Source organism: Arthrobacter sp. zg-Y844 (assembly GCF_024385465.1).
Classification (GTDB): domain Bacteria; phylum Actinomycetota; class Actinomycetes; order Actinomycetales; family Micrococcaceae; genus Arthrobacter_B.
Genome location: NZ_JANFLS010000002.1, coordinates 640,527 through 664,334, shown reverse-complemented (window position 1 = coordinate 664,334; position 23,808 = coordinate 640,527). Strand labels below are relative to the sequence as shown.

26 protein-coding genes are annotated in these 23,808 nt (G+C 63.1%); 19 read left to right on the top strand and 7 right to left on the bottom strand.

The features are described from left to right. Positions 1-53: 53 nt before the first annotated feature. The 3 genes from NNX35_RS09875 (at position 54) to NNX35_RS09865 (ending at position 1,553) form a co-directional block, all read left to right on the top strand. Positions 54-359 carry an EthD family reductase gene (locus NNX35_RS09875; RefSeq protein WP_255766002.1) on the top strand — a complete coding sequence of 102 codons (306 nt, stop codon included), beginning with the start codon at positions 54-56 and terminating at the stop codon, positions 357-359. 142 nt (positions 360-501) lie between these two features. After that, a complete protein-coding gene (locus NNX35_RS09870; protein ID WP_255867646.1) occupies positions 502-972 on the top strand; it encodes a hypothetical protein in 471 nt (156 codons plus the stop codon). Between the two features lie 74 nt (positions 973-1,046). After that, on the top strand, positions 1,047-1,553 hold the full coding sequence (locus NNX35_RS09865) for a hypothetical protein (protein WP_255766004.1): 507 nt from the start codon (positions 1,047-1,049) through the stop codon (positions 1,551-1,553). A gap of 6 nt (positions 1,554-1,559) precedes the next feature. Here NNX35_RS09865 and NNX35_RS09860 read toward each other — a convergent pair whose 3' ends face one another. Continuing rightward, complete coding sequence (locus NNX35_RS09860) at positions 1,560-1,865, bottom strand: hypothetical protein (RefSeq protein ID WP_255766005.1); 306 nt, start codon at positions 1,863-1,865, stop codon at positions 1,560-1,562. Positions 1,866-2,045: 180 nt separating this feature from the next. Between NNX35_RS09860 and NNX35_RS09855 the strand changes: the two genes are divergently transcribed. The 3 genes from NNX35_RS09855 (at position 2,046) to NNX35_RS09845 (ending at position 3,517) form a co-directional block, all read left to right on the top strand. Next, positions 2,046-2,681 (top strand): hypothetical protein, encoded by a 636-nt coding sequence (locus NNX35_RS09855; RefSeq protein WP_255766006.1) that lies wholly within the window; start codon positions 2,046-2,048, stop codon positions 2,679-2,681. Then, positions 2,681-2,908, top strand: coding sequence for a helix-turn-helix transcriptional regulator (locus tag NNX35_RS09850; RefSeq protein WP_227933365.1), 228 nt, complete (start codon positions 2,681-2,683; stop codon positions 2,906-2,908). The genes NNX35_RS09855 and NNX35_RS09850 overlap by 1 nt, the downstream gene beginning before the upstream one ends. A 102-nt stretch (positions 2,909-3,010) precedes the next feature. Continuing rightward, the gene (locus NNX35_RS09845; RefSeq protein ID WP_255766007.1) at positions 3,011-3,517 is read left to right on the top strand and encodes a hypothetical protein; all 507 of its coding nucleotides are present in this window, start codon (positions 3,011-3,013) and stop codon (positions 3,515-3,517) included. Positions 3,518-3,546: 29 nt separating this feature from the next. On the opposite strand, the gene NNX35_RS09840 is transcribed toward NNX35_RS09845, so the two are convergent. Next, complete coding sequence (locus NNX35_RS09840) at positions 3,547-4,119, bottom strand: hypothetical protein (RefSeq protein WP_255766008.1); 573 nt, start codon at positions 4,117-4,119, stop codon at positions 3,547-3,549. Positions 4,120-4,373: 254 nt separating this feature from the next. Beyond that, the gene (locus NNX35_RS09835) at positions 4,374-5,462 is read right to left on the bottom strand and encodes a LacI family DNA-binding transcriptional regulator (RefSeq protein ID WP_255867645.1); all 1,089 of its coding nucleotides are present in this window, start codon (positions 5,460-5,462) and stop codon (positions 4,374-4,376) included. 165 nt (positions 5,463-5,627) lie between these two features. Between NNX35_RS09835 and NNX35_RS09830 the strand changes: the two genes are divergently transcribed. The 5 genes from NNX35_RS09830 to NNX35_RS09810 are packed head-to-tail and all read left to right on the top strand — an operon-like array spanning position 5,628 to position 11,089. Then, positions 5,628-6,683, top strand: a complete 1,056-nt coding sequence (locus NNX35_RS09830; protein ID WP_255867644.1) for an NAD(P)-dependent alcohol dehydrogenase — start codon at positions 5,628-5,630, stop codon at positions 6,681-6,683. Beyond that, positions 6,680-8,179, top strand: a complete 1,500-nt coding sequence (locus NNX35_RS09825) for a sugar ABC transporter ATP-binding protein (protein WP_255867643.1) — start codon at positions 6,680-6,682, stop codon at positions 8,177-8,179. The genes NNX35_RS09830 and NNX35_RS09825 overlap by 4 nt, the downstream gene beginning before the upstream one ends. Continuing rightward, entirely contained in the window at positions 8,176-9,216 is a 1,041-nt protein-coding gene (locus NNX35_RS09820) for an ABC transporter permease (RefSeq protein WP_246165415.1), read from the top strand. The genes NNX35_RS09825 and NNX35_RS09820 overlap by 4 nt, the downstream gene beginning before the upstream one ends. Positions 9,217-9,260: 44 nt before the next feature. Continuing rightward, positions 9,261-10,268, top strand: coding sequence for a sugar ABC transporter substrate-binding protein (locus tag NNX35_RS09815; protein WP_255766012.1), 1,008 nt, complete (start codon positions 9,261-9,263; stop codon positions 10,266-10,268). 53 nt (positions 10,269-10,321) lie between these two features. After that, positions 10,322-11,089 carry an SDR family NAD(P)-dependent oxidoreductase gene (locus tag NNX35_RS09810; RefSeq protein WP_255766013.1) on the top strand — a complete coding sequence of 256 codons (768 nt, stop codon included), beginning with the start codon at positions 10,322-10,324 and terminating at the stop codon, positions 11,087-11,089. Between the two features lie 35 nt (positions 11,090-11,124). Here NNX35_RS09810 and NNX35_RS09805 read toward each other — a convergent pair whose 3' ends face one another. The 4 genes from NNX35_RS09805 to NNX35_RS09790 form a co-directional block, all read right to left on the bottom strand. Continuing rightward, the gene (locus NNX35_RS09805) at positions 11,125-12,279 is read right to left on the bottom strand and encodes a DUF6596 domain-containing protein (RefSeq protein WP_255867642.1); all 1,155 of its coding nucleotides are present in this window, start codon (positions 12,277-12,279) and stop codon (positions 11,125-11,127) included. Between the two features lie 6 nt (positions 12,280-12,285). Continuing rightward, complete coding sequence (locus NNX35_RS09800) at positions 12,286-12,693, bottom strand: YciI family protein (RefSeq protein ID WP_255867641.1); 408 nt, start codon at positions 12,691-12,693, stop codon at positions 12,286-12,288. A 118-nt stretch (positions 12,694-12,811) separates the two neighbouring features. Then, positions 12,812-13,114: an antibiotic biosynthesis monooxygenase gene (locus NNX35_RS09795; protein ID WP_255766017.1), complete on the bottom strand. Its 303-nt coding sequence runs from the start codon at positions 13,112-13,114 to the stop codon at positions 12,812-12,814. 107 nt (positions 13,115-13,221) lie between these two features. Then, positions 13,222-14,016 carry an alpha/beta fold hydrolase gene (locus NNX35_RS09790; protein WP_255867640.1) on the bottom strand — a complete coding sequence of 265 codons (795 nt, stop codon included), beginning with the start codon at positions 14,014-14,016 and terminating at the stop codon, positions 13,222-13,224. A gap of 192 nt (positions 14,017-14,208) precedes the next feature. Here NNX35_RS09790 and NNX35_RS09785 point away from each other — a divergent pair, with 192 nt between their 5' ends. The 8 genes from NNX35_RS09785 to hisF all read left to right on the top strand — a co-directional run bounded on the left by NNX35_RS09785 (position 14,209) and on the right by hisF (position 23,806). Continuing rightward, positions 14,209-15,576: an extracellular solute-binding protein gene (locus NNX35_RS09785; protein WP_255867639.1), complete on the top strand. Its 1,368-nt coding sequence runs from the start codon at positions 14,209-14,211 to the stop codon at positions 15,574-15,576. Beyond that, on the top strand, positions 15,573-16,529 hold the full coding sequence (locus NNX35_RS09780; RefSeq protein WP_370647016.1) for a carbohydrate ABC transporter permease: 957 nt from the start codon (positions 15,573-15,575) through the stop codon (positions 16,527-16,529). The genes NNX35_RS09785 and NNX35_RS09780 overlap by 4 nt, the downstream gene beginning before the upstream one ends. Further along, positions 16,526-17,368, top strand: a complete 843-nt coding sequence (locus tag NNX35_RS09775; protein WP_255863128.1) for a carbohydrate ABC transporter permease — start codon at positions 16,526-16,528, stop codon at positions 17,366-17,368. The genes NNX35_RS09780 and NNX35_RS09775 overlap by 4 nt, the downstream gene beginning before the upstream one ends. 51 nt (positions 17,369-17,419) lie before the next feature. Further along, on the top strand, positions 17,420-20,452 hold the full coding sequence (locus NNX35_RS09770) for a glycoside hydrolase family 38 C-terminal domain-containing protein (RefSeq protein ID WP_255867638.1): 3,033 nt from the start codon (positions 17,420-17,422) through the stop codon (positions 20,450-20,452). Positions 20,453-20,531: 79 nt separating this feature from the next. Next, complete coding sequence (locus tag NNX35_RS09765) at positions 20,532-21,734, top strand: ROK family transcriptional regulator (protein ID WP_255867637.1); 1,203 nt, start codon at positions 20,532-20,534, stop codon at positions 21,732-21,734. An 82-nt stretch (positions 21,735-21,816) separates the two neighbouring features. Further along, positions 21,817-22,080, top strand: coding sequence for a phosphoribosyl-ATP diphosphatase (locus NNX35_RS09760; RefSeq protein ID WP_152218540.1), 264 nt, complete (start codon positions 21,817-21,819; stop codon positions 22,078-22,080). A gap of 97 nt (positions 22,081-22,177) precedes the next feature. Beyond that, complete coding sequence (gene hisG / locus NNX35_RS09755) at positions 22,178-23,020, top strand: ATP phosphoribosyltransferase (protein WP_255867636.1); 843 nt, start codon at positions 22,178-22,180, stop codon at positions 23,018-23,020. A gap of 15 nt (positions 23,021-23,035) precedes the next feature. Beyond that, complete coding sequence (gene hisF / locus NNX35_RS09750; RefSeq protein ID WP_255766024.1) at positions 23,036-23,806, top strand: imidazole glycerol phosphate synthase subunit HisF; 771 nt, start codon at positions 23,036-23,038, stop codon at positions 23,804-23,806. Positions 23,807-23,808: the final 2 nt, after the last annotated feature.

Here is a 23,808-nt window from a genome sequence, read left to right as displayed (position 1 = left end):
TCCCACGTGCCCGGACACTTCAACCATCCCCACCCCCGAAAGGAAAGAACACCATGCCCACCAAGATCACCTTCGTCATTGATAACCCCGCGGACCCCGACGCCTTTGAGGCGGCCTACAAAGGCATCGCGGACAGCGCCAAGCAGCTCCCGAAGCTGCTCCGCTACGAGGCAGGAAAGGTATGGCCGAAGGAAAACGGCTCGCCCACGCCTGCCCACCGGACACTGGACCTGTACTTCGACACCTATGAGGACGCCTCCGCTGCCGTAACAACACCTGCGGCCGCGGACCTCTTCGGTCAGCTGAAGGCCACCGGGACCACCTTCATCGCCCTGTTTTCGGAGGTGGAAGAGAGCTAGGCGGCGCACGGTTTGCCCGCCTTGATTCTTATCCGTCTCGGGTCGATGCCCGTGTTCCATCACCGGAACACGGGCATCGGCTTTTAACCTTTGTGCCCATCCGCTCCTCAGGCCGGAGCCGCCCCGTAGTAGGCTTCGGGCCATGGGAAATCGGCGAAGCACCAGTGAATCGGATTACCGGATGTACTCCCGCCCGGTGCCTGGCGAAAGCGGGGACTGGGTGGAAGTGGTGGATGACGGCGGGGAACCTCCGCGGGTGTCCAGTCGTACTACCCATACCGAAGCGGAGTTCAGTGACGCGGACGTTGACGGCGCCGCTGCTCAAGGGCCCCTCGGAGTGGCTGCTGCCCCCAGGCGCCGGTTCAACCCCTATCTCTGTGCCGCGTGGGCGGTTGTGGCGATGATGCTTGTCCTTGGACTGATCTGGCTCTCCGGCAACCTCCAAATCACGTCGGCCATTTACGGCGGCGGCAGTGCAGTCACGAGTGCCCAGGACGTAGCGATGATGAACTTCCAGATGATGGGTGTGTATCTGCTGCCCTTCGGCCTGGCCGGTGCCCTTGCGCTGCTGATGCTTCAGGCTGCCGGCTACCGTCGCGAACGCCGGGTCTAATTCAGATCCTGTCTCCCACCCGGGAGACTGCTACTGCTGATCCGCCGGTCCGCCCGTTATCGATAGGTCTCAAAGTGTCAAAAGCGAAAGAAATCCCCGGTGTGCAGCCGAGCGAGAGCCTCGTTCCGAAGGTGACCAGTTCGTGGTTGCTGATGGGCATGCTGGGTGGCCCGGGCATTGGGCTCATCCTCGCAGGTGTGGCTATGGACGAGACTGAGGGCAGTCCGGCAGAAGAGTTTTGGTTCGTATTACTCCTGGTTTTTCTCCTCGCTGCGCTTGTGGGTCTTGTGGTCGCGATCCCGCTTATCGTGAAACTCAGGAAGGCAATATCAGCAGCCAACCGGAACATCGCCGAATCCCTGCGGTGGCAATACGGGTTCACCGTTGACCGCCCGAAAACTTTGATCCTGACCGGCAATTCCACCATCCGGCTAAATCCCTTCGACATACCGGCGACCGACACTTACGGGCGGGCGGTCAATATCCGAATCAGCCCGGATGAAACGGGTACCAAAGTGGTCGCCTCCATCTGCGAGGAACATCCCACTCCAGCGGCAAACCATCCCTACGAACAGCATTAGGCCGGACTAGTCGGCGAGCTCATAGTGCGAGACGGTGCGGTCACGCTCCAGCAGGTACCGATCGTCCTCGGGATAGAAGACGGCCGCGCCGACGTCGTCGCCCGCGAAAGCGCGAATCGCCTCCAAGGAAACCCATAGGGAAGCCGTGACAATCTCGCTACGCTCCTCGTCCAGACTCCGGGTGAGAATCCAGGCGCCGAGGTTGCCGGCAGTGGCGCGGTACTCGTCGATCCCGGTCTCCTGAACGTATTCGACGTATGTCTCGAGGTCGTCGCTGCGGACTACGCCGCGCCACGTCCGCACAATGCGCATGCCGATCCTTCCGAAGATGGCGGGCTGCCGGATCCGCCGGGCCCAGGGCGCAGGAGCCTAGCGCCGGCTGGGCTGGGCCGCCAGAGTGAGACGGTTGTCGGAGGGCGCCATTGACGCCGACACCGCAGCGCCGTAGGTTATCGACAATCGTTAATAACGAAAGTCGATATGGGGGGAACCATGAAGCTGATGAAAAACACCGGCGCGCCGGCAGGCGAAAAGAGAATCGTTTCGCGAACGGACGCGACCGTATTCATGATTGTGGCGGCATTGGCCGCGGTGGTCAGCACTGCCTTTTCAATCTCCGAAATCGTCGGGTACTTCACGGGCCCGGTGACGCTGGAGCTTCCGGTCAGCGCACGGGACCAGAGTGTGGACGGGCTGACGGCCGGAGTGACAGCGCACTACACAACACTGACGGCTACGGTTCCCGCTCTTCCCTCCGGCCCCGCAGCGCTCCTTGCCTGGTCTTCGGCGCTGCACCAGGCAGGTGTGCTGGCCGTCCAGGCGTTGGTATTCCTGCTGGCCTACCGGCTCCGCAGCGCGGTCCTGTTCACCGCCGCGTCCGTACGGATCATCGGCGCCTGCGGCATCGTTCTGCTGCTGGTCGGGACGTTTAGCCAGGGCCTCTACGGAATCGCGCTGCCCCGCGTCGCGGACCTGGTCGTGATGGAGCGGCAGACGGGCGACGAACTGGTCCTCTTTGAAGGCACGCTGAGCCCCTGGCCGCTGGTGCTTAGCCTCGTCCTGATACTGGTTGCGGGAGTCTTCCAATACGGCCGTCGGATTCAGCAGGATACGGACGGCCTGGTCTGATGCCGGCGGATGATTCGTCGAACATCCACTGCCGTCTTGATGAACTCCTGGAAGCCCGCGGGATGACGTTGACGGAACTGAGCCGCCAGGTTGGCGTGAGTCTGGTGAATTTGTCGGTGCTCAAGAATGACCGGGCCAAGGCCATCCGGTTCTCCACTCTGACCGCGATCTGCAATGCGCTGGATTGCGAGGTGGGGGATCTCCTAGTGATTCCGCGTCCCGCTTGAATCTGTTTTGGTTTAATCCGTGATCCGTGCGATCCAGCCGTATCGTTGCAGTGCTACTGCTGAAGTTACTGTTCCGCACGCCTTTTACCGTTAGGTCTCAAAGTGTCAAAAGCCAAAGAAATCCCCGGAGTAGAAGCGGGCGAAAGCCTCGTTCCCAAGGTGCCCGCCCCATGGCTGGCAATCGTGCTGGCGATCGGATCGATCGTTGGAATGATCGTCGCCAGCGAATTCATGGGTGACCCCAAGGCTGAGGGTTATAAAGACCTGCTGATGCTGGGGATCATTATTCTTCTGGCCGTTATCGTTGTTTCTTTTGCCGTGCTCATCAAGGTCGGAGTTGCAGCCAAGAGGAAACTGTCAGCGGCTAAAGGCAGGATCGCGGAAATGCTGCGGCAGGAACACGGTTACACAGTGGATCATCCCAAGACGCTCATCCTGACTGTGCAGAGCAAAACCACGCTGAATCCCTACGACATACCGGCTACCGACACCTACGGGCGGCCGGTCAATATCCGGATCAGCCCGGATGAAACGGGGACCAAGGTGGTTGCCTCAATCTGCGAAGAACACCCGGACCCCTCTGCCAATAGTCGCTACCGCAGGCACTAGGCGAAGGGCCGGTTTCCAATAGGTGGAAATTAGCCTTCGACGTCGTACACCTGAGCCGGGTCGCGCTCGAGGATCCGGTCCCGCATCTCGCGCTTGAGGACTTCCAGGTGGGCCAGCTCGTCAGCGGTCTTCTCCGGCTTCGCGGTGAGCTCGATGAACTCGTCCGCGACGATGCCCTCATTCCGGATCACGCAGGTGACGGTTGCCTCCCCTGCGGTCAGCTCGAAGACGTAGCGGGCCAGGGTGTTGCCGCGCTCGGGACGGGCCAGCTCCGGCAGCACGGCGTAGCGGTCGCCGGTGACCGCACGGGTCACGAGTTCGAAGGCGTCCCGGGCGCCGGGGCCGCCGAAGGGGGTGCGGATCCGGATCCCGCGGCGCTCCACCCGGCCGCCGGGGGTGCGGGCTGCCAGTTCCGGCAATGCGCGGCCGAGTGCTGCGAAGGCGTGCGCGACGCCGCCGGGGAAGCCCGGGCCGTGGTACTTCATGCAGTCGGCGAAGGTGAAGTCCAGCTGCACCCCGTCCTCCCACACGGTGAGCGTGCGCTCGGGGTTGGGGATCGGCGTCGGTTCGGGCCGTTCGGGCATTGCTGCGTGCTTGCTCATGTGGGTTTGTGCTCTCGGTGCTTCGGGGTTGGTTGGGGAGGTAGGGCTTGCCGGCTGCTGCGGCGGTCGCGGCGCGGTGTGGCAGGCGGTCCTTACCGCGGGCGTGAATCAGACTAAAAACCGTATCAGGCCAAGGAAGTCCTAGCTAAATGCTTCTCGGCCGAGGAAAGGAGGATTAGGATCGCGGCCACGCCTTCAGTCCTGGCGTGTTGTGGTTCCAGGCACCCGGGACCCGACGAGCTGAACGGCCCCGCTTACATGGAATTGCGATTCGGGCGGTCGCTTGTCGACCGAACCTCCAGGGACGTCGGCAGATACCTGCGACGGGGGCGATCGGAGAACGGATGGCTGAGCAGCATTTCACCAGCGATGCGGCCCTTCTCGAACAGCGGCTGACGCACAGTGGTCAGACCCGCCCGTGCGGCTTCCGGCGCGTCGTCGAATCCTGTGACTGTCAGGTCCCCAGGCACACTCAATCCGCGCTGGCGTGCCCCCTCAAGGGCGCCTATTGCCAGGACATCACCGAAGCAGCAGACCGCAGTGATGCCCGGGTCCCGGTGCAAAAGAGTGTGAAGAGCGGTAACCCCGGCGTCCACCGAGTTTTCGAAGCGCTCCTCGACCGCAATTGACCCAGCGTCCGCGCCGAAGAGGCCTTCCCTCAGACCATGGATGCGATTGCGCTGGACTGAGTAGACAGCGTTTTTCCACATCTCTTCATCCGCTGGCCCGTTATGCCGGGTACGGCCCAACCTGGAGGTAATCACCCCCACTTTCCGGTGGCCCAAGCGGCTCAAGTAGCGACCAAGATCAGCTGCTGCGGAATGGTCGTCGAGTCCCAACCAGTCGGCGTGTCCCACAACTTCCGGCTCGTCGACGACGACAATCGGCAACCTTCTCTTGAGCGCAGCCGCCAAATGCGGGTCATCGTCGGGTACCGAATAAAACACGAAGCCGTCCACCACCGCTCCCATCACGTTCGATACCCGTGAGCTGCCAAGAGGTGGGCCGGCCGGCAGCAGGAGCAGGTTTAGCTGGGCATCCTGCAGGGCCGTCGAAAGGCCCGCGAGGAGGGAGACCGAGGCTGGATCGCGCAAAGCGAAGGACATCTCGTCCGTGAAGACAACGCCGATGGTCTCCGATTTCCCGCGGCGAAACTGGCGGGCGACGGGATCCGGCCCTGCGTACCCGACCGCATCCGCAACGGCGAGTACACGCTCGCTCACCGACTTTGAGACCCGCTCGGGGTGGTTGTAGACGTTGGAGACCGTCGCAGGAGAAAGCCCCAGGGACCGGGCGATGCTCGTCAGTGTCGGTGCCTTAGAGGGATTCGGTTGCCTAGTCACTGCGCGATGCTAACAACCTAAACGTTTAAACGCTGCCACGACTACCTGAGTAGAAAAGTTCCATGCGAAGTAAAGGCCTTGAGGAGACATTGACCACTCTACGTAAACCGTTCTAATGTTCACCGCATCCCGCTACTGAAGCGCAGACCTGGAACGAAGGAGTTCATGGTGCTGATCCCGTCGACGATGACTGCGAGCGTACTTCGAGGAGTGAAAGACCTGATCGTCGAGGAGCGGCCGGTGCCGGTTCCCGCGGCCGATGAGGTGCTGATCCGGGTTCACAGCGTGGGGGTGTGCGGGTCAGACGTGCACTACTTCCAGCATGGCCGTATCGGTCCCTATGTTGTGGAGTCCCCGTTGGTTCTCGGCCACGAAGCCAGCGGCACCATCGTTGCCGTCGGTGCAGATGTAGATGAGTCCCGGGTTGGCCGCCGGGTGGCAATCGAGCCGCAGCGTCCCTGCAGAGTGTGTGAATTCTGCCGAGAGGGCGCCTACAACTTGTGCCCGAAGATGGAGTTTTATGCCACGCCCCCGATTGACGGAGCGTTTTGTGAATACGTCCTGATCCAAGACGATTTCGCGTACGACGTGCCGGACTCGATCAGCGATCATGCTGCGGCTCTTATGGAACCGTTGTCCGTCGGCATCGCCGCTGCGCAAAAGGGCGGGATAAAGGTGGGAGATACCGTACTCATCGCCGGAGGCGGTCCAATTGGGATCCTGACGGGCCAGGTCGCGCGGGCCTTCGGCGCCACCGACGTCGTCGTCGCCGACATTAACGCTGGCCGCCGCGCTCTTGCTGCAGGTTATGGCCTCCGCGTCGTGGATCCAGCTGTGGATTCCACGGAGCAACTGGGTGCGCATGTATTCGTTGACGCCTCGGGGGCGACGCCGGCCATTCTCAACGGAATCCGTTCCACGCGTCCAGGCGGGACAGTAGTACTGGTCGGCAGCGCTGATGAATTTCCGCTTTCCGTGCCCGAAATCGCCATGCGGGAGCTGAGTGTCACCGGGACGTTTAGATATACGAATACGTGGCCGATAGCACGGTCGCTTCTTATGTCCGGTCTTGTGGAAGTCGATTCGCTTGTCACCCACGAATACGGAATTGAGCAGGTCGAGGACGCTCTCGTAGGTGAAGGCGCCGGAAATTCCCTCAAGCGGATGGTCCTCCCGGGCGTGCGCACCGTGGAGAATCCGCATGTGCGGGGCACAGCATGAGCAACGCCCTGCTGTCGGTCCGGGACCTGAATAAGTCCTTTCCCGGGGTGAAGGCGCTGAACCAGGTCTCGTTTGATGTGCGTCCCGGTTCCGTGCACGCAGTCTGCGGTGAGAACGGAGCGGGCAAGTCCACTCTCATGAAGATCATCAACGGCATCTACCAGCCCGACAGCGGAACGATCCACGTTCGCGGCGAGGAGGTGCACATCAAGAGCCCGATCGATGCACGGGCCCACGGCATTGCGATGATCTCCCAGGAATTGAACTATGTCCCGGAGATGACAATCGCGGAGAGCTTCTTCATGGGACGTCTTCCCCTCAAGTACGGCAGGGTGAACTGGCGCTATATCCGCGGCGAAGCGAAAAGGGTGATGACAGAGGAGGGGCTGGATTTTTCCGGCAACCGCCGTCTCAACACGCTGACGGTATCCGAGATTCAAACGCTGGAGATCTTGCGCGCTGTCTATCACAGTGCCGAGATTCTCATCATGGACGAGCCCACCTCGGCGATCGCGCACAAGGAAGTCGAGTCGCTTTTCGCGAAGATCCGGGCGCTTCGGGATGAAGGCAAGTCGATCATCTACATCTCCCACAAAATGGACGAGGTGTTCCAGCTCGCAGATGATGTCAGCGTTCTCCGCGACGGCGCGATCGTCAGTTCTCAACCGGCACAGGAAACCACCTCGGCCCGGGTGATTGCCCAGATGGTGGGACGCGACCTGGACCACCAAAGCTATCCAAAAGAACGTGTTGAGCTGGGAGCCATGGTCTTCAAAGCTTCGCGGCTGTCCCGGGAGAATGCCTTCGAGGACATCAACTTCGAGATCCGGGCGGGCGAGATAGTCGGCCTTGCGGGCCTGATCGGTGCCGGCAGGAGCGAAGTGGTGCGAGCAGTTTTCGGACTCGACCCTCTCGATTCAGGAACCGTCGAAGTGGACGGAGTGCTGGTCAGGACCAATACACCGAAGAAGGCGATCGAGCACGGAATAGCGATGTTGTCCGAGGACCGCAGACTGGTGGGCATCATTCCGAAACTCAGCATCAAAAAGAACGCGACGCTCGCCAGTCTCAAGAAAGTCATACACGGCGGATTTCATCGATCAAGTGTCGAAGAGCAATTAGTCACTGAGTACTTCCAGAAGATGAATGTTAAGGCGCCGAGCACCGAGACCCGCATCGAATCGCTCAGCGGAGGCAACCAGCAGAAAGTTCTCCTGGCCCGCTGGCTTATTGCCGATCCCAAGGTCATGCTCCTCGATGAGCCCACGCGGGGGATCGACGTGGGCGCCAAGTTCGAGATCTACAAGCTCATGACCGCACTGGCCCGCCAGGGCCGCGCCATCCTGATGATCTCTTCCGAGTTGCCCGAGCTGATCGGTATGTGCGACCGCATCTACGTCATGTCGGCAGGGCGGATGACCGCCGAGTTGGAGCCGCATCAGTTCTCACAGGAAACCATCCTCAAACACGCCATGAATCAAATCGAGGTGGCATGACTATGTTGTCCAGGCTGAGATCTTTCGAAGCAAGCCGCTACTCCATTTTCATCATCCTGGTAGTGGTACTCGTGGCAGCGAGTTTCCTAAGCCCCAATTTTCTCAGTGGTGACAACGTCTTCAACGTACTGCGGCAAGTCGCGGTGATCACGATCCTGGCGTACGGTGCCATGACGCTGATTATCGGCGGAATGATCGACCTTTCTGCCGGCGCCGTGATGGCATTCGCAGGTGTCGCTTCGGTCCTGATCTATAAGTCGAGCAATAGCATGCTTCTCGCCTTCCTAGCCGGGATTGCGGTGGGCGTGATCTGCAATCTCATCAATGCGTTCCTCGTAGCTACTCTGCACACCCCGGCCTTCATCGTCACTCTTGGAATGATGCTGATGGCCCGAGGCGCGGTCCTCGAACTCACGCAGGGGCAGAACGTCCTGCAGTTGGGGGATTTCATCTTGATCGGCCAGGGCAACCTCGGTTTGCTGCCGATACCGGTCCTGATATTGCTCATCATCACTGCCGTCATCTGGTACTTGATGAACCAGACCCGTTACGGCCGGTCCGTATACGCCGTTGGCGGCAACGAGGAAGCGGCACGTGCGGCCGGCATTGCGGTGGAGCGTGTGAAGTATCAGGCGTTCTTGATCAACGGCGCGTTGGTCGGGATCGCCGGAGTTATCTTCATGTCACGCGTCAACGCGGGCCTCCCCAATGCGGGCATCGGCTATGAACTGCAGGCCATCACCGCTCCGATTATCGGTGGAACCAGCTTTTCCGGCGGGGTCGGGACGGTCTTCGGCACGCTCGCCGGCGCACTTATCGTCGGTGTACTCGGAAACATTATGAATCTCATCGGTATCGGCTCTTATGTGCAGCAGATCGTGATGGGGCTGATCATCGTTGTCGCCGTGGCCTACGACGTGTTCAGCAAGCGGGGCAGGACCAAGACCACCATCCTCAAGTCGGCCCCGCCGGTTCAGCCCCCACCATCCGCCGGAGAGTCACCCGGTGCCCTGGAAAACGCCAATCCCAAGCAATGACATATCCCAATCGTTCTGCCTTCAACGTCCACTAGGAGACTTCAATGAAGAACCTCACCCGCAGGATCGCCGCGGTCAGCGCGGCAGCCTTTTTGGCACTCAACGTTGCTGGTTGTTCAGTAACCACGGGCAACCCCACCTCCGACGGTGGCGGAGAACGCGAACAGAAAGATGAATACCGGGTTGCGTACATCGCCCGGGCACAGGCGGATTCCTTCGCCGCGTGGCTCGCGAACGAAATGAAGGCCGAGGCTGCGAACTATGAAGACATCACCTTGGAGGTTTTCGATGGGCAGGCCGACGATGAAATCGAGAACCGACTGATCGAGAACGCGATCGCCAACAAATTTGACGCCATCATCATTCAGCCCAATAACGCCGATGCCCAACTTCCGTACATCCAGCAGGCCGTCGACGCCGGCATCGTCACGGTCACTACCAATCCTCGTGTGGAGGGAATCGACGGCGCGAGCTCCGTGGACGCCAATCCGTACGACCAGGGCGCAATAGTTGCTCAGGCTGCCTTGGAACAAGTCCCTGAGAACGCCAATGTTGTGGTCCTCAACGGGCCAGCCGCGAACTTCCACGGCACTGCCCGCCGTGAGGCATGGGAAAAGGAGTTCTTTGATCAGCGCCCGGATGTCACGATCGTTGCCGAGGACACTGCCAATTGGAATAAGGATGAGGCGCTCACCCTTATGGAGGACTGGTCGCTGGCCAACCCGAAGATCGACGCGGTCATTTCAATGAACGACAACATGGCTTCGGGGGCGCTCGAAGCGGTGAAGGGCAAGTCCGGTTTCGACGGGATGCTGGCATACGGCGTCGACGGCACACCCGAAGCCACCCTCCTCATCCAGGAGGGCACGATGACCGCTACTTCACTGCAGGACGCCGCGGAGCTGGCCCAGCTGAACCTCAAAGCAGTGCACGACCTCTTGACCGGGGCTGAAGACAATGTCTCGGTGAACGTAGGCAATCCCCTCATCACGAAAGACAACACCCAGGAGTACATCGACCTGTACAAGGCAGCGGGGCTTATCGGCAACTAGCATCCGAGGTTACGCCGGAAACTCCAAATGGACCGAAGAGATGAGAGAGACCTGTGACCGTACTGAACAAGTTCCGTCTGGACGGCCGTGTTGCCCTGGTGACCGGCGCGACCCGCGGCCTCGGCCGAGCGTTTGCCCTTGCCCTCGCCGAAGCCGGCGCCGACGTCGTCGTGCACGGACGCGATGCTGAAGCCGCCGCCAAACTGCAGAGCGAGATCGAGGCGCGCGGCAGCACTTCTCACGTTGTCCTAGGGGAGCTAACCGAGAGGGCAGGCATCGAGCGCATCGTCGCCGAGGCGGTCGGCAAGGCGGGACGCATTGACGTCCTCGTCAACAATGCCGGTGCCTGTATCCACCACGAGGCGCTGAAGGTCACCGAGGACGAGTGGTCCCATGTGATCGATACGAACCTCACGGCACTCTGGCACATGTCCCAGGAGGTCGGCGCTCATATGACCGAGCGCCGATCCGGGAGCATCGTGAACATTGGATCGATCTCGGGAATGATCGTAAACCGTCCGCAGATGCAGCCGGCCTACAACGCCTCCAAAGCGGCCGTGCACCAGCTGACAAAATCGCTGGCGGCCGAATGGGCGCCCCTCGGTGTCCGCGTGAATGCTGTAGCGCCTGGTTACGTGAAAACGGATATGTCACCAGTGGACGATCCCCGGTTTCGACGCTACTGGATCGAAGACGCACCGCAGCAGCGTTATGCCGACCCCGATGAAGTCAGCCCAGCAGTCGTTTTCCTCGCCTCTGATGCATCGAGTTTTGTTACCGGTTCCGTGCTGGTGGTCGATGGAGGGTATACCGTCTTTTAGCTCTTGCATCGGCGTCAATAAGTGCGGCCGCACCGTTATGTACGTCCTTCACCCGCCGCAGCATTGAGCCGTGCCGCCTGCAGGGTCAGATGGTCACGCTCGGCGAGGTTCGGTGCCAGCCGGGCCGCCTCCGCGTAGAGCCGCGCGGCTAGTTCGACGTCGCCGCTCTTCTCCTGCAGGTACGCCCGAGCCGCGGTGTACCGGGGGAGCGACGGATCCAGTTCCGCCAGCGCGGCCAAGCCTGCGCGCGGCCCATCTGCCTCCCCGACGGCGACGGCCCGGTTCAACAGGGCGACCGGGCTGCCCGTGAGCCGGACCAGTTCGTCGTACCACTGAACAATCTGCGGCCAATCGGTGTCCTCCGCCGTCTGCGCGTCCGCGTGCAGGGCCGCAATGGCGGCCTGGGCCTGGTACTCGCCCAGCCGGTCGCGGGCCAGCGCCCGCTGCAGGACGGACACGCCCTCAGTGATTACCCGGGTATCCCAGCGGCTGCGGTCCTGCTGGGCCAGCGGAACAAGCCGTCCGCCGTCGTCGGTCCGTGCGGCCCGCCGGGCGTGGTGCAGCAACATGAGTGCCAGCAGTCCCCGCACCTCCGGATGGTCGACGGCGGCGGCCAGTTGGCGCGTAAGGCGGATGGCTTCGGCTGCGAGGTCGACGTCGCCCGAGTAGCCCTCGTTGAACACCAGGTACAGCACCCGCAGTACCGTGGCAACGTCGCCGGGCGTGTCGAAGCGGACGCCGGCCACGGTCCGTTTGGCGCGGCTGATCCGCTGCGCCATGGTGGCCTCGCCCACCAGATACGCGGCAGCGATCTGCCGGGTGGTCAGGCCGCCGACGGCACGCAGGGTCAACGCCACCGCCGAGGACGGGGACAGCGACGGATGCGCACACAGGAAATACAGCTGCAGCGTGTCGTCGGTGGAGCCGACGACACCGGGCGCGCGGTCGCCGTCGACCTTTAGTTCACGACGACGGCGGGACGACTCCGCGCGGGTGGCATCGAGGAACTTCCGCCACGCGGCGGTGACCAGCCAGCCCTTCGGATCCCGGGGCGGATTATCCGGCCAGGTGCGCAGGGCTTCGAGCAGGGCGTCCTGCACCGCGTCCTCGGCCGTCGCGAAGTCGGCTCCGCGGCGGACAAGGACGGCGATGACCTGCGGGGTGAGCACCCGCAGCCGGTTTTCCGCCACGAGTGGTTATTCCGTGATCGTGTCGGGCTGGGCCAGGAACGGACGGACCTCGATCCACTCGTGCAGCGGTTTACCGCCGGCGGCCGGTGCCGCGGACAGCTCTCCGGCCAATTCGAGCGCACGGTCATAGCCGTCCACGTCGATGGCGAACCAGCCGGCGATCAGGTCCTTGGTTTCCGCGAAGGGGCCGTCGGTCACCGGAGGCCGGCCCTCGCCGTCGTACCGCACGAAGGTTCCTTCGGGGGAGAGAGCCTGGCCCTCCACGTATTCGCCGTTGGCCTGCAGTCGTTCGGCATAGTCCTCCATGAACTGCATGTGCGCCGCGACTTCGTCAGGTGTCCATTGGTCCATCGGTACGTTGTTGAGCGCTTCCGGTGCGCCGCGGTAATGCTTGAGCAGCAGGTACTTGGCCATGACGGTCTCCCTTGTTCAGTGGTGACACAGCCATTGTGGCTGTGTTCCCACCGGGGACGGAACAGGGGAGGGAATCTCGACAGGGAACCGCGATCAGCAGGTACCCGGTCACTTTTCGCTAGGCTGCAGTGTCCTTAATGACGGTGTAGGAAGCGACGGCGTTCGGTGCCTGCATGCCCGGCGCCTGGTCATCGGAGTGTGAAGCTTTGAAGGAATCGGACTTCAGCCACGCGAAAAAGCTCTCCTTGGAGTCGAATTCCATGGTGGAAAGATACGTGTTGCTCTTTCCCTCGGGACGCATCAACGTGCTGCGGCCCAGTCCCGGGACGCCTTCCAGATTCACCATGCTGTCAATGAACGCCTTTTCAAAGGCCTCGGCGGTTTCGGGTCCAACTTCCAAAGTGTTGACCACAACGTACATTTGCGTCCTTTCGACTGTCGCGCGGGCAGATCTGCCCGGCGAGAAGATTATACCGACATGATGTCGGGAAGTTTGCATCCCTGACGAATTTTGGGCGGAACCGGGCCTCAAGCGAGAGAACCCAGGAACGCCGTCGTATCCGCTGCGACCTGTTCCGGACATTCCCACAAGACCAAGTGGGCCGCATCGGGATAGATCTTCAGTTCTGCGCCCTCAATCCGGGCGGCCAGGGTGTCCTGGTCCGCACGGGGCAGCAGGCCGTCCTGTCCACCCCACAGGATCAGCGTGGGAACGTCGATGGGTCCCGTTTCGGTCGGCGGCGCGGCCGTGTACAAGCCACGCAGGCTGGACTTCCACGCGTGGGATGGCATTTTGACGCCGTCACTCACCCGGTCCTCGATGAACCATAGGGGAACCTCTTGGATCAAGGGAAACGAGGTGAGGAAACCGTGCACCCAGTCCTCGGCGACGGGGTCCGTCAGGCCGTCGACGTCGTCCGCGAAAGGGGGCCGGCCCTGGAGGGTTAAGGGAGCGCCCACCAGCACGAGCGCCGCCACCCGGTCGGGGTGCGCAACGGCCAGCTGCTGGGCCACATAACCGCCGCTCGAGGAGCCAAGGACCGACGCCGACGCGACGTCGAGCGCATCCAGAACCGCGGCGGCATCCTGGGCCTGCTCTGCCAGCGAGTATCCGTCCTGCGGTTTGTCGGCGTCGCCCTGCCCGCGGAGATCGGGAGCGTAGATCCGGAAGCCGGCCAGTCCGGGTACCAGCCGGTCGAAGCTCCGGCGGGATTCAGCCCAGGCGTGCAGCAGCAATACCGGTGGTGCATCGGCGTCGCCCTGGACCAGGCACGGCACCGTGATGCCGGTGTGAAGGCTGAGATTGCTGACCTCGGATTCCATAGCTCAGGGTACGCCGCCCCGGAGTGCGGATTCGATCCTCTCAAGAAACCGTTGACAGCAATTAGTCCAGTCGCTTTACTTATCCGCACGGCGGCCGATATCTACCCGGGCCGTCTCCCACACATTTTGGGTTCCGGTCACAGCGGACGGTTGCTCAGAGCGCGTGGGTCGCGAATGGAGCAAAGGAGCACCATGCGAAGGTCCATGTCCTGGGCATTGCCCACCACCGTCCTCCTGGTCCTCGCAGCCAGTGGCTGCGCACCCGAGGGAAGCGGAGGAGGAGAAAACGCAGACGGGGGATCGATCACCGTCGCGTACCAGAAAACCAGTGCGTATACGCAGGTTGATGCACTGATGCAGCAAGCCAAGGAAGACTTCGAGGCGGCTAACCCGGGTGTCACAGTGAACTTGGAGCCGATCGAAGCAGAAGAAAACGACTACGCCACCAAGTTGTCCCTCATGCAGCGGTCCCCGGACACCGCTCCGGACGTCTTCTATGAAGACAGCTTCAGGGTCCGGCCGGACGCGGAAGCAGGCTATCTGCTGCCACTTGATGACTACCTTGCGGAGTGGGAAGACTGGGATACCGGCTTCATCGAAAGCGCAAAACAGGCCGGACTCGGATCAGACGGCAAGACCTATGCCGTGCCGATGGGGACTGACACCCGCGCGCTTTGGTACAACAAAGTTGTCTTTGAAGAGGCCGGCCTGCCGATACCCTGGGAGCCGCAGACCTGGGAAGACATTCTGGCCGCGGCGAAAGCGGTAAAGGCAGCGGATCCCGACGCCGTGCCGTTCAATATCTACTCCGGCACCGGCATGGGTGAAGCAGCGTCGATGCAGGGCTTCGAGATGCTTCTCTATGGCACGGACGACACCCTTTACGACACTGACGAAGGCAAGTGGATTGTCGGTTCGCAGGGCTTCAAGGATTCCCTGCAGTTCATCTCCGACATTTACGTCGGTGGCCTTGGCCCCGATGTCGCGACAGCCCTCGATTCCACCTATTACCAGCAGCTCAACGGCGAGTGGTACCCGGAAAACAAAGTGGGCGCCTCGATCGACGGTTCATGGATTGCCGGGAACTGGCTCGAGGACGGTCCGACCCCCTGGCCCGAATGGTCCGAGGTGATGGGTGTGACGCCGATGCCCACCCAGGACGGCGGTGAGCCGGGCGCCACCAGCATGTCCGGCGGCTGGACCCTCGCGGTCGGCGCCGGAACCCAGGACCCGGACCTGGCCTTCGACTTCATCAGCACCGCGTTAAACAAGGACAACAGCCTGTCCTACAACGTGAACGCTTCCCAGGTTCCGGTGCGCAGCGATGTCGCGGAAGATCCGGCCTTCACCGAATCCAGTCCGGTCAGCGGATTCTTCAGCGACTTGGTGGAAGTGACGCACTACCGCCCCACCACCTCCGACTACGCGGAGATCTCCGGGAACATCCAGCAGGCCATGGAAGCGGTTATGACCGGAGAACAATCGGTGGACGAGGCAGCGGCGGCATACGACGAAGCCGTCACTTCCCTCGTAGGCGAAGAGAATGTCAGCCGGGGATGACAACCACTCCCACCCAACCGGTGCAGGAGCGGGGGCCGCGCCATCCAGTGCGGTCACCCGTTCCTGCCGGGCGGCGTTCCTCCAGGGGAAGATCGATCCGGCGCGCCGTCCCCTTGGCACCGGCTGTCGTCCTGCTCCTGTTGTTTATGCTCGGTCCGGTCCTGTGGTCCATCTGGGGTTCATTCACCAACGCGGCGCTTTCGGGCAGAGCGGCTTCCGAACCGCGTTTCATCGGCATCGACAACTACGTGGCGCTGCTGACGGACCCGGACTTCCCGAACGCCCTCTGGCTGACCGTCGTTTTCCTGATGGTCTCGGCAGTCATCGGCCAGAACTTCCTCGGACTGGCGTTGGCATTGATGACTGCCAACGCACCGAAAATCGTCCGCTCGATCGTTGCGACGACCGTGGTCACAGCCTGGGTGCTGCCGGAAATTGTTGCTGCCTTTGCCTGCTACGCATTTTTCAGCAGCGACGGGACACTGAACGCGCTCACGGGCCTGGCCGGGATTGAACCGGTTGAATGGCTTTTTGCCTATCCGCTGGCAGCCGTGGTGCTCGCGAACATCTGGCGTGGGACGGCCTTCTCGATGATGATTTACGAAGCCGCCCTGAACGACGTCGCCCCTGAAATCACCGAAGCAGCGGTAATCGATGGCGCCGGCGGCTGGAAACGTCTGGCCTTTGTGACCATCCCGATGATCCGCAACAGCATCTCGACGAACCTCATGCTGATCACCCTGCAGACGCTCTCCGTGTTCACCTTGATATTTGTGATGACCAGCGGCGGCCCGAATCAGCGCAGCACCACGCTCCCGCTGTTCGCCTACGCTGAAGCGTTTGGCCTGGGAAAGATCGGCTACGGCACCGCCATAGCGACGGTGATGCTGCTTCTGGGGGCGGTTTTCTCCTTCCTCTATATCCGCATCCTCAAACCGGGAGGGAACGCATGAGCGCCGGGATCGCCACCACACAACGCCGTGCGTCCAAGGCGGCAGCCTCCGGTGTGCTGCTCGCTATCGCGGCCTGCTTCCTGCTGCCGCTGGCCTGGCTGGTTCTCGCCTCCCTCGATCCCGGGGCGAGTGCGTCGCTGGGGATGCCCGAGCGGTTTTCGCTGGCCAATTTCTCCGCGGTACTGACGCCGGGGCAAACCCTGTGGCCGCTGTGGAACAGCTTCCTGCTCTCGGCCGGATGCGCTGTGATCACCGTCCTTGCTGCCGTCCTCGCCGCATATCCGCTCTCCCGCTACCAGGCCCGCTACAACAAACCGTTCCTGTACGGGGTGCTGTTCGGCACCGGACTGCCCATCACCGCCATGATGGTCCCGGTCTACAGCATGTTCGTCCGGCTGGGGCAGCTCGACAGCGTCCCCGCCGTTGCGCTCTTCATGGCTGCAACGTCCCTTCCGATGGCCATCTGGATGACCAAGAACTTCATGGATTCGGTGCCCGTGAGCCTGGAGGAAGCCGCGTGGATAGACGGGGCCAGCTCCATGAAGGCGCTCCGCACCGTCGTCGTACCCCTGATGCGGCCGGGGCTGGCGGTGGTGTTCATCTTCGTGTTCATCCAGGCATGGGGAAACTTCTTCATCCCGTTCATCCTGCTGCTGTCCAGCCACAAGCAACCCGCAGCCGTCACCGTCTTCAACTTCTTCGGACAGTACGGGAGCGTTGCCTACGGTGAGCTGGCTGCCTTTTCACTGTTGTATTCCCTGCCCGTGATCGTTCTCTACGTCATCGTCACCAAGGGCATCGGCGGGTCCTTCGCCACAGCCGGAGCGCTCAAGGGCTGATCCCCGCGCACACCGGCCTTCCTCCTTACCAGCCTCGAAAGGCAGCACTCCATGCACTATGACGCCACCCTTGTTGAAGCCCGTGTCCGGCGGTTCCGCGGCGAACGGCTCGTACCGGCCCTTTACCGCCGCACCGAGCCGCTCGACCTGGCCTTCTGGGAGGTTCCCGATGAACCCGTACCGTTCGCCACGGCCGTCGGGCAGCAGTTCCTGCCGGCCCGGCACGGAATGGTTTGGGGCAAACCCTGGGGCACTGTGTGGTTCCATGCCGAAGGTAAGGTGCCCGCAGCCTGGGCGGAGGAAAAGGACGCCCGGGCCGAGCTCGTTGTCGACCTGGGGTTCACCGGCCAGCAGCCCGGGTTCCAGGCCGAGGGGACCGTGTATTCATCCTCGGGGACCATCATCAAGGGGGTGGAGCCGCTGAACCGCGCGGTCCGGCTCGACGTCGGCGCGGGCGGCGTAATCGACCTCTACATCGAAGCAGCCGCCAACCCGAATGTTGCCCAGGATTTCCTCTTTATCCCCACACCCTACGGGGACAAGGCGACCGCCGGGGATGCCCGGCTCTACCGGTTGGCGCAGATCGAGGCGGGGCTCCTCGACCTGCCGGTATGGGAACTCGAGCAGGACGTAGAGGCATTGATGGGACTCATGCGGGAGTTGCCCGAGTCTTCGCAGCGGCGCGCTGAAATCCTCCGTGCCCTGGACCGGATGGTGGATGCCATGGACCCGGATGACGTGTCCGGTACTGCCGCCGTCGGCCGCCGCATCCTCCAGCCGGTGCTCGCTAAACCCGCCGCGGCAAGCGCGCACCATCTGCACGCCGTTGGGCACGCGCATATCGATTCGGCCTGGCTCTGGCCGACGCGGGAGACGGTCCGCAAGGTGGCGCGCACCTTCTCCAACGTCTGCGACCTGATTGATGAGAACCCGGACTTCGTTTTCGCCGCGTCCTCGGCGCAGCAATACGCCTGGCTTAAGCAGTCCTATCCGGATCTTTTCGCGCGGGTGAAGGAAAAGGTCGCTGCCGGCAACTTCGTTCCAGTGGGCGGTATGTGGGTCGAATCGGACACCAACCTTCCGGGCGGGGAGGCGCTCGTGCGGCAGCTGGTGGCAGGCAAGGGGTTTTTCCTGCGGGAGTTCGGGATTGACTGCGAGGAGGTCTGGCTGCCGGACTCCTTCGGCTACTCCGCTGCGCTGCCGCAGATCATGGCAGCAGCCGGCGCCCGCTGGTTCCTCACCCAGAAAATCTCCTGGAACGAAACCAACACGATGCCGCACCACACCTTCCGGTGGGAGGGAATCGACGGGTCGCGGATATTCACCCACTTCCCGCCGGTCGATACCTACAACTCGGATCTGGGCGGGGCGGAGCTGGCGCGGGCGGAGCGGCAGTACGCCGAAAAGGGCAACGGGACGACGTCGATGGTTCCGTTCGGCCACGGCGACGGCGGCGGCGGGCCCACCCGGGAAATGATCGCCGCTGCGCGCCGCACCCGGTCCCTTGAAGGGTCTCCCACCGTTGAGCTGTCCAGCCCGCGCGCTTTCTTCGAGGCTGCCGAGGCGGAGTATGCCGAACCTCCGGTCTGGTCCGGTGAACTGTATTTGGAGTTCCACCGCGGCACCTACACCTCCCAGGCCAGGACCAAGCGCGGCAACCGGCGCTCCGAGCACCTGCTGCGTGAGGCGGAACTGTGGGCGGCAACCGCTGCTGTCCGTGCCGGGGCGCCCTACCCGGCGGAGGAGTTAAGGAAAGCCTGGGAGACCGTGCTTCTGCAGCAGTTCCATGACATTCTGCCGGGTACGTCCATCGCCTGGGTATATCAGGAGGCCGAGCGTAACTATGCCGAGGTGGCTGCCACGCTGGGAACGATCATCGAGGCGGCGGCGCATGAGCTTCTGGGCCGGGGTCCGGTCGCCGCGGTGCTCAATGCGTCCCCTTATCCGGTGGCGGGAATAGCTGCTTTCGGTGCCGGGCCCGAACCGGCTCCGGAGAGGCGGAACGTGTCCCGGTCCGGGGACGGGTTCGTCCTTGAAAACGATGCCGTCCGGATCTTCGTTGACCATGCCGGGCTCATCCGTTCGATGTACGACAGGATTGCCGGCCGGGAACTCGTTCCGTCCGGTTCGGCCGCCAACTTGCTGCAGCTGCACCGTGACACCCCCACGCAGTGGGATGCGTGGGACATCGACGAGCACTACCGCCGGAACACCGTCGATTTGGTGGACGTATCCGCCTTGGAGATCGTGGACGGTCCCGCGGGCACGGCGCTGCGGATCGAGCGCACGTTCAATTCCTCGCGGGTGGTCCAGCATCTTTCCCTCGACAGCCGGGCGCCGCGGCTGGAGATCAGCACCGAAGTGGATTGGCATGAACAGAAAAAACTCCTCAAACTCTCCTTTCCGCTGGATGTCCATGCCGAGCGGGCGACGTCGGAAATCCAGTTCGGGCATATCCATCGGCCGACGCACGCGAATACCTCCTGGGATGCGGCCCGTTTTGAGACAGTTGCCCACCGCTGGGTCCACGTAGGGGAGCCCGACTACGGGGTGGCGGTAGCCAACGATTCCACCTACGGGCACGACATCACCCGCTCTGCACACTCCGGCCGGGCCACCACGACTACAGTGCGCCAGTCGCTGCTGCGGGCACCGGTGTTCCCTGACCCGGCGGCCGACCAGGGCACCCACCGGATGGCAACCTCAGTGGTGCTGGGCGCAGGCATCCCCGAGGCTGTTGCTGAGGGGTACCGGTTGAATCTTCCCCTGCGCACCATCAGCGGGGTGGAACGCACCACGGTGGATCCCCTCGTGCGGCTGGACAACCCGGCCCTGGTGGTCGAAGCGGTCAAGCTGGCCGAGGACGGTTCCGGCGACGTTATTGTGCGTTTGTATGAGGCCCACGGGACCAGGGCACGGGGGACCCTGACGGCCGGTTTCAGCCATACCGGCGTCACGGAAACCGACCTGCTGGAGCGGCCCCGGGAAAGTTCCGCTCTCCGGCAAGGCAACGGAAACAACACCGAGCTTGTGCTCCGGCCGTTTGAGCTGGTCACGCTAAGATTTGGTGTCCACGGCCGGTGAGGCCAAACGTCCAGACGGAGGTTGTGCCCTGAGCGCTCCACAGCGATCCGCGATCCGCCGGGGCACCAACCTTCCGCGGATGGGCGGGTTCAACCAAACAGTGGTCCTCGACGCGATCCGGCGCTCTGCCGATGGGCTCAGCCGGGTGGAATTGGCGGATATTTCGGGGCTCTCCGCACAGACACTGTCCAATATTGCGCGCCGCCTGCTGGACGAGGGGCTCATTCTCGAGTCGGGAAAGATCCAGCTGGGCCCCGGCAAGCCGAGGACACTGCTCACGCTCAATCCCTCGGCACGTTTCGCTATCGGTGTGCACCTTGACCCGGCTGTCATCACTACCGTGATCCTCGACCTGAGCGGGCGGGTGGTGTCCCATTCGGCGCGGCGGACGCCGCAGCCGATGGACGCCGATGCCGTGATCGGCGTGATGGTGCAGGCGGTGTCGGACCTGCTCACGGAAGCCGGAGTGGACGCACGGCGCGTGCTCGGCGTGGGCGTCGCCTCGCCCGGGCCAATAGATTCCGACCACGGCATTGTGGTCGATCCGCCGCACCTGCTCGGATGGGAACGGGTTCCGTTGCGGAAAGCGCTCAGCACGGCCACGGGCTTCCCCGTCGTGCTCGAAAAGGATGTTGCCGCTACGGCAGTTGCAGAAATCTGGGGCAGTCACAGTGAGTCGCCGGAAAACTTCATCTTCGTGTACCTGGGCACCGGCATCGGCATGGGGCTTGTCTCCGGCGGCGCGGTGCTGAGGGGGACGAGCCAGAACGCGGGGGAGGTGGGGCACATCGTCGTCGACCCGGACGGGCCGGTGTGCTTCTGCGGTCTGCGGGGCTGTGTGGCCGTGACGTGCATGCCGCAGAACCTGGTTGAGGAGGCCGTGCGGGCCGGCGTCCATCCCGGGCCGGTCGACAAAACAGACCCTTCGGCCGTCGAGGAGGCTTTCCTGGAGCTCTGTGCGAAAGCGCGCCGGGGCGATTCCGGTGCCGGAGCGATCATCGACCGTTCGGCGACGCGTGTGGCCAAGGCCGTGTCGGTGTTGACGAATGCCCTGGATTTCGACCGCGTGATCTTCGGCGGGCCGTACTGGCCGATGCTCTCCGAGACGTATCTTGCCTTGGTTCCGGCTGCCCTGCGGAAACTGACCGTCGCTCCGCATGCCTCGGACATCCGGGTGGAGGGGACCGCGTTCGGTACGGACGTGGGAGCCATCGGTGCTGCCTGTGCGGTCTTTGATAATGCTTTTTCACCGGACACCCGGAGCCTGCTGCTCCAGCACTGACCGGTTGTGCAAAGTACAACATGACGAACCACCACGCCCCACGATTCCGCCCCACCCGGCGTCACAGCGTACCCTTGTCACTGTGAAAACCTTCGAAGACCTCTTTGCCGAGCTGAGCCAGAAAGTTCAGGACCGCCCCGCCGGGTCACGCACCGTGGCCGAATTCGAGTCGGGCGTGCATGGCATCGGTAAGAAGGTTGTTGAGGAGGCCGCCGAAGTGTGGATGGCCGCCGAATACGAATCCGATGCCGAATGCGCCGAAGAAATCTCCCAGCTGCTCTACCACCTCCAGGTACTGATGCTGGCCAAAGGCCTGACCCTGCAGGACGTCTACAAGCATCTCTAGCCGCGCGCTGAGCCTTCAGCGTGTGGCCCGCCGGTCGAACTACTCCCTTTGCAGTGATGAACTTGCAGCGAAAAAACTTCCAGCGAAAGATGCTCCCATGCTCCGTGTAGCCGTACCCAACAAGGGTGCCCTGTCCGAATCCGCCTCCGCCATGCTCAACGAGGCGGGTTACCGCCAGCGCCGCGACACCCGCGAACTGGTCATGGTGGACCCCGATAACGACGTCGAATTCTTCTTCCTCCGCCCCCGGGACATTGCCGTCTACGTCGGAGCCGGAACGCTCGACGTCGGCATCACCGGCCGCGACCTGTTCCTGGACGCGCAGGTGGACGCCGAAGAACTGATGAACCTCGGCTTCGGCGCCTCCACTTTCCGCTTCGCCGGCCCGGTGGGGGACTTCTCCTCCATCGACCAGCTCGAAGGCAAGCGCCTGGCCACCAGCTACGACGGCCTGCTGCGCTCCTACCTGTCCGAACGCGGCATCAACGCCTCCGTGGTCCGGCTTGACGGTGCCGTGGAATCCTCCGTGCGCCTCGGCGTCGCCGACGCGATTGCCGACGTCGTTGAAACCGGCACCACCCTCCGTGCCGCCGGGATGGAAATCTTCGGCGAACCGATCCTGAAGTCCGAGGCCGTGCTGATCGGCCGCAAGGGTGCCAGCCCCGTCGGCGTCGACGTGCTGATCCGCCGCCTGCGCGGCGTCCTGGTGGCACGGCAGTACGTGATGATGGACTACGACGTCCGCAAGGATCTCGTGGACGAGGCGGCCGCGCTGACCCCGGGCCTGGAATCGCCCACTGTCTCCCCGCTGCAGAACAGCGACTGGGTGGCCGTGCGCTCCATGATCAAGAAGTCCGACACCAACCGGATCATGGACGAGCTCTACGACATCGGCGCCCGCGCCATCCTGGTCAGCAGCATCCACGCCTGCCGGATCTAGGGAAGGGGACCCGCCATGAGTGTTGCCATCCGCGTTATCCCCTGCCTGGACGTCGACGCCGGCCGGGTGGTTAAGGGGATTAACTTCGAAGGCCTGCGCGACGCCGGCGATCCGGTGGAGCTCGCGCACCGCTATGACCGTGCCGGGGCCGACGAACTGACCTTCCTCGACGTCACCGCATCCTCCGGCAACCGCGACACCACGTTCGACGTCGTCGCCCGCACCGCCGAAGAGGTCTTCATTCCGCTGACCGTCGGCGGGGGAGTGCGCACCATCGCGGACGTGGACCGGCTGCTGCGCTACGGCGCGGACAAGGCCTCCATCAACACCGCCGCCGTCGCCCGGCCCGACGTGATTGACGAAATCACCCGGCACTTCGGCTCGCAGGTGCTGACGCTGTCCGTGGACGCCCGGCGCACGCACGACGGCGCCACGCCGTCGGGCTTCGAGGTCACCACCCACGGCGGGCGTACCGGCACCGGGATCGACGCCGTCGCCTGGGCAAAGGAGGCGGCCGACCGCGGCGTGGGCGAGATCCTGCTGAACTCCATCGATGCCGACGGCACCCGTGAGGGCTTCGACATCGAGATGATCAAGGCCGTCCGCGCCGCAGTCGACGTGCCGCTGATCGCCTCCGGCGGGGCCGGCAAGCCCGAGCACTTCCCGGCCGCCGTGATTGCCGGGGCCGACGCCGTCCTGGCCGCCTCGGTGTTCCACTTCGGCCCGGACGACGCGATTCATCAGGTCAAACAGGCCATCCGCGACGCCGGGTTCGACGTCCGCTAGCA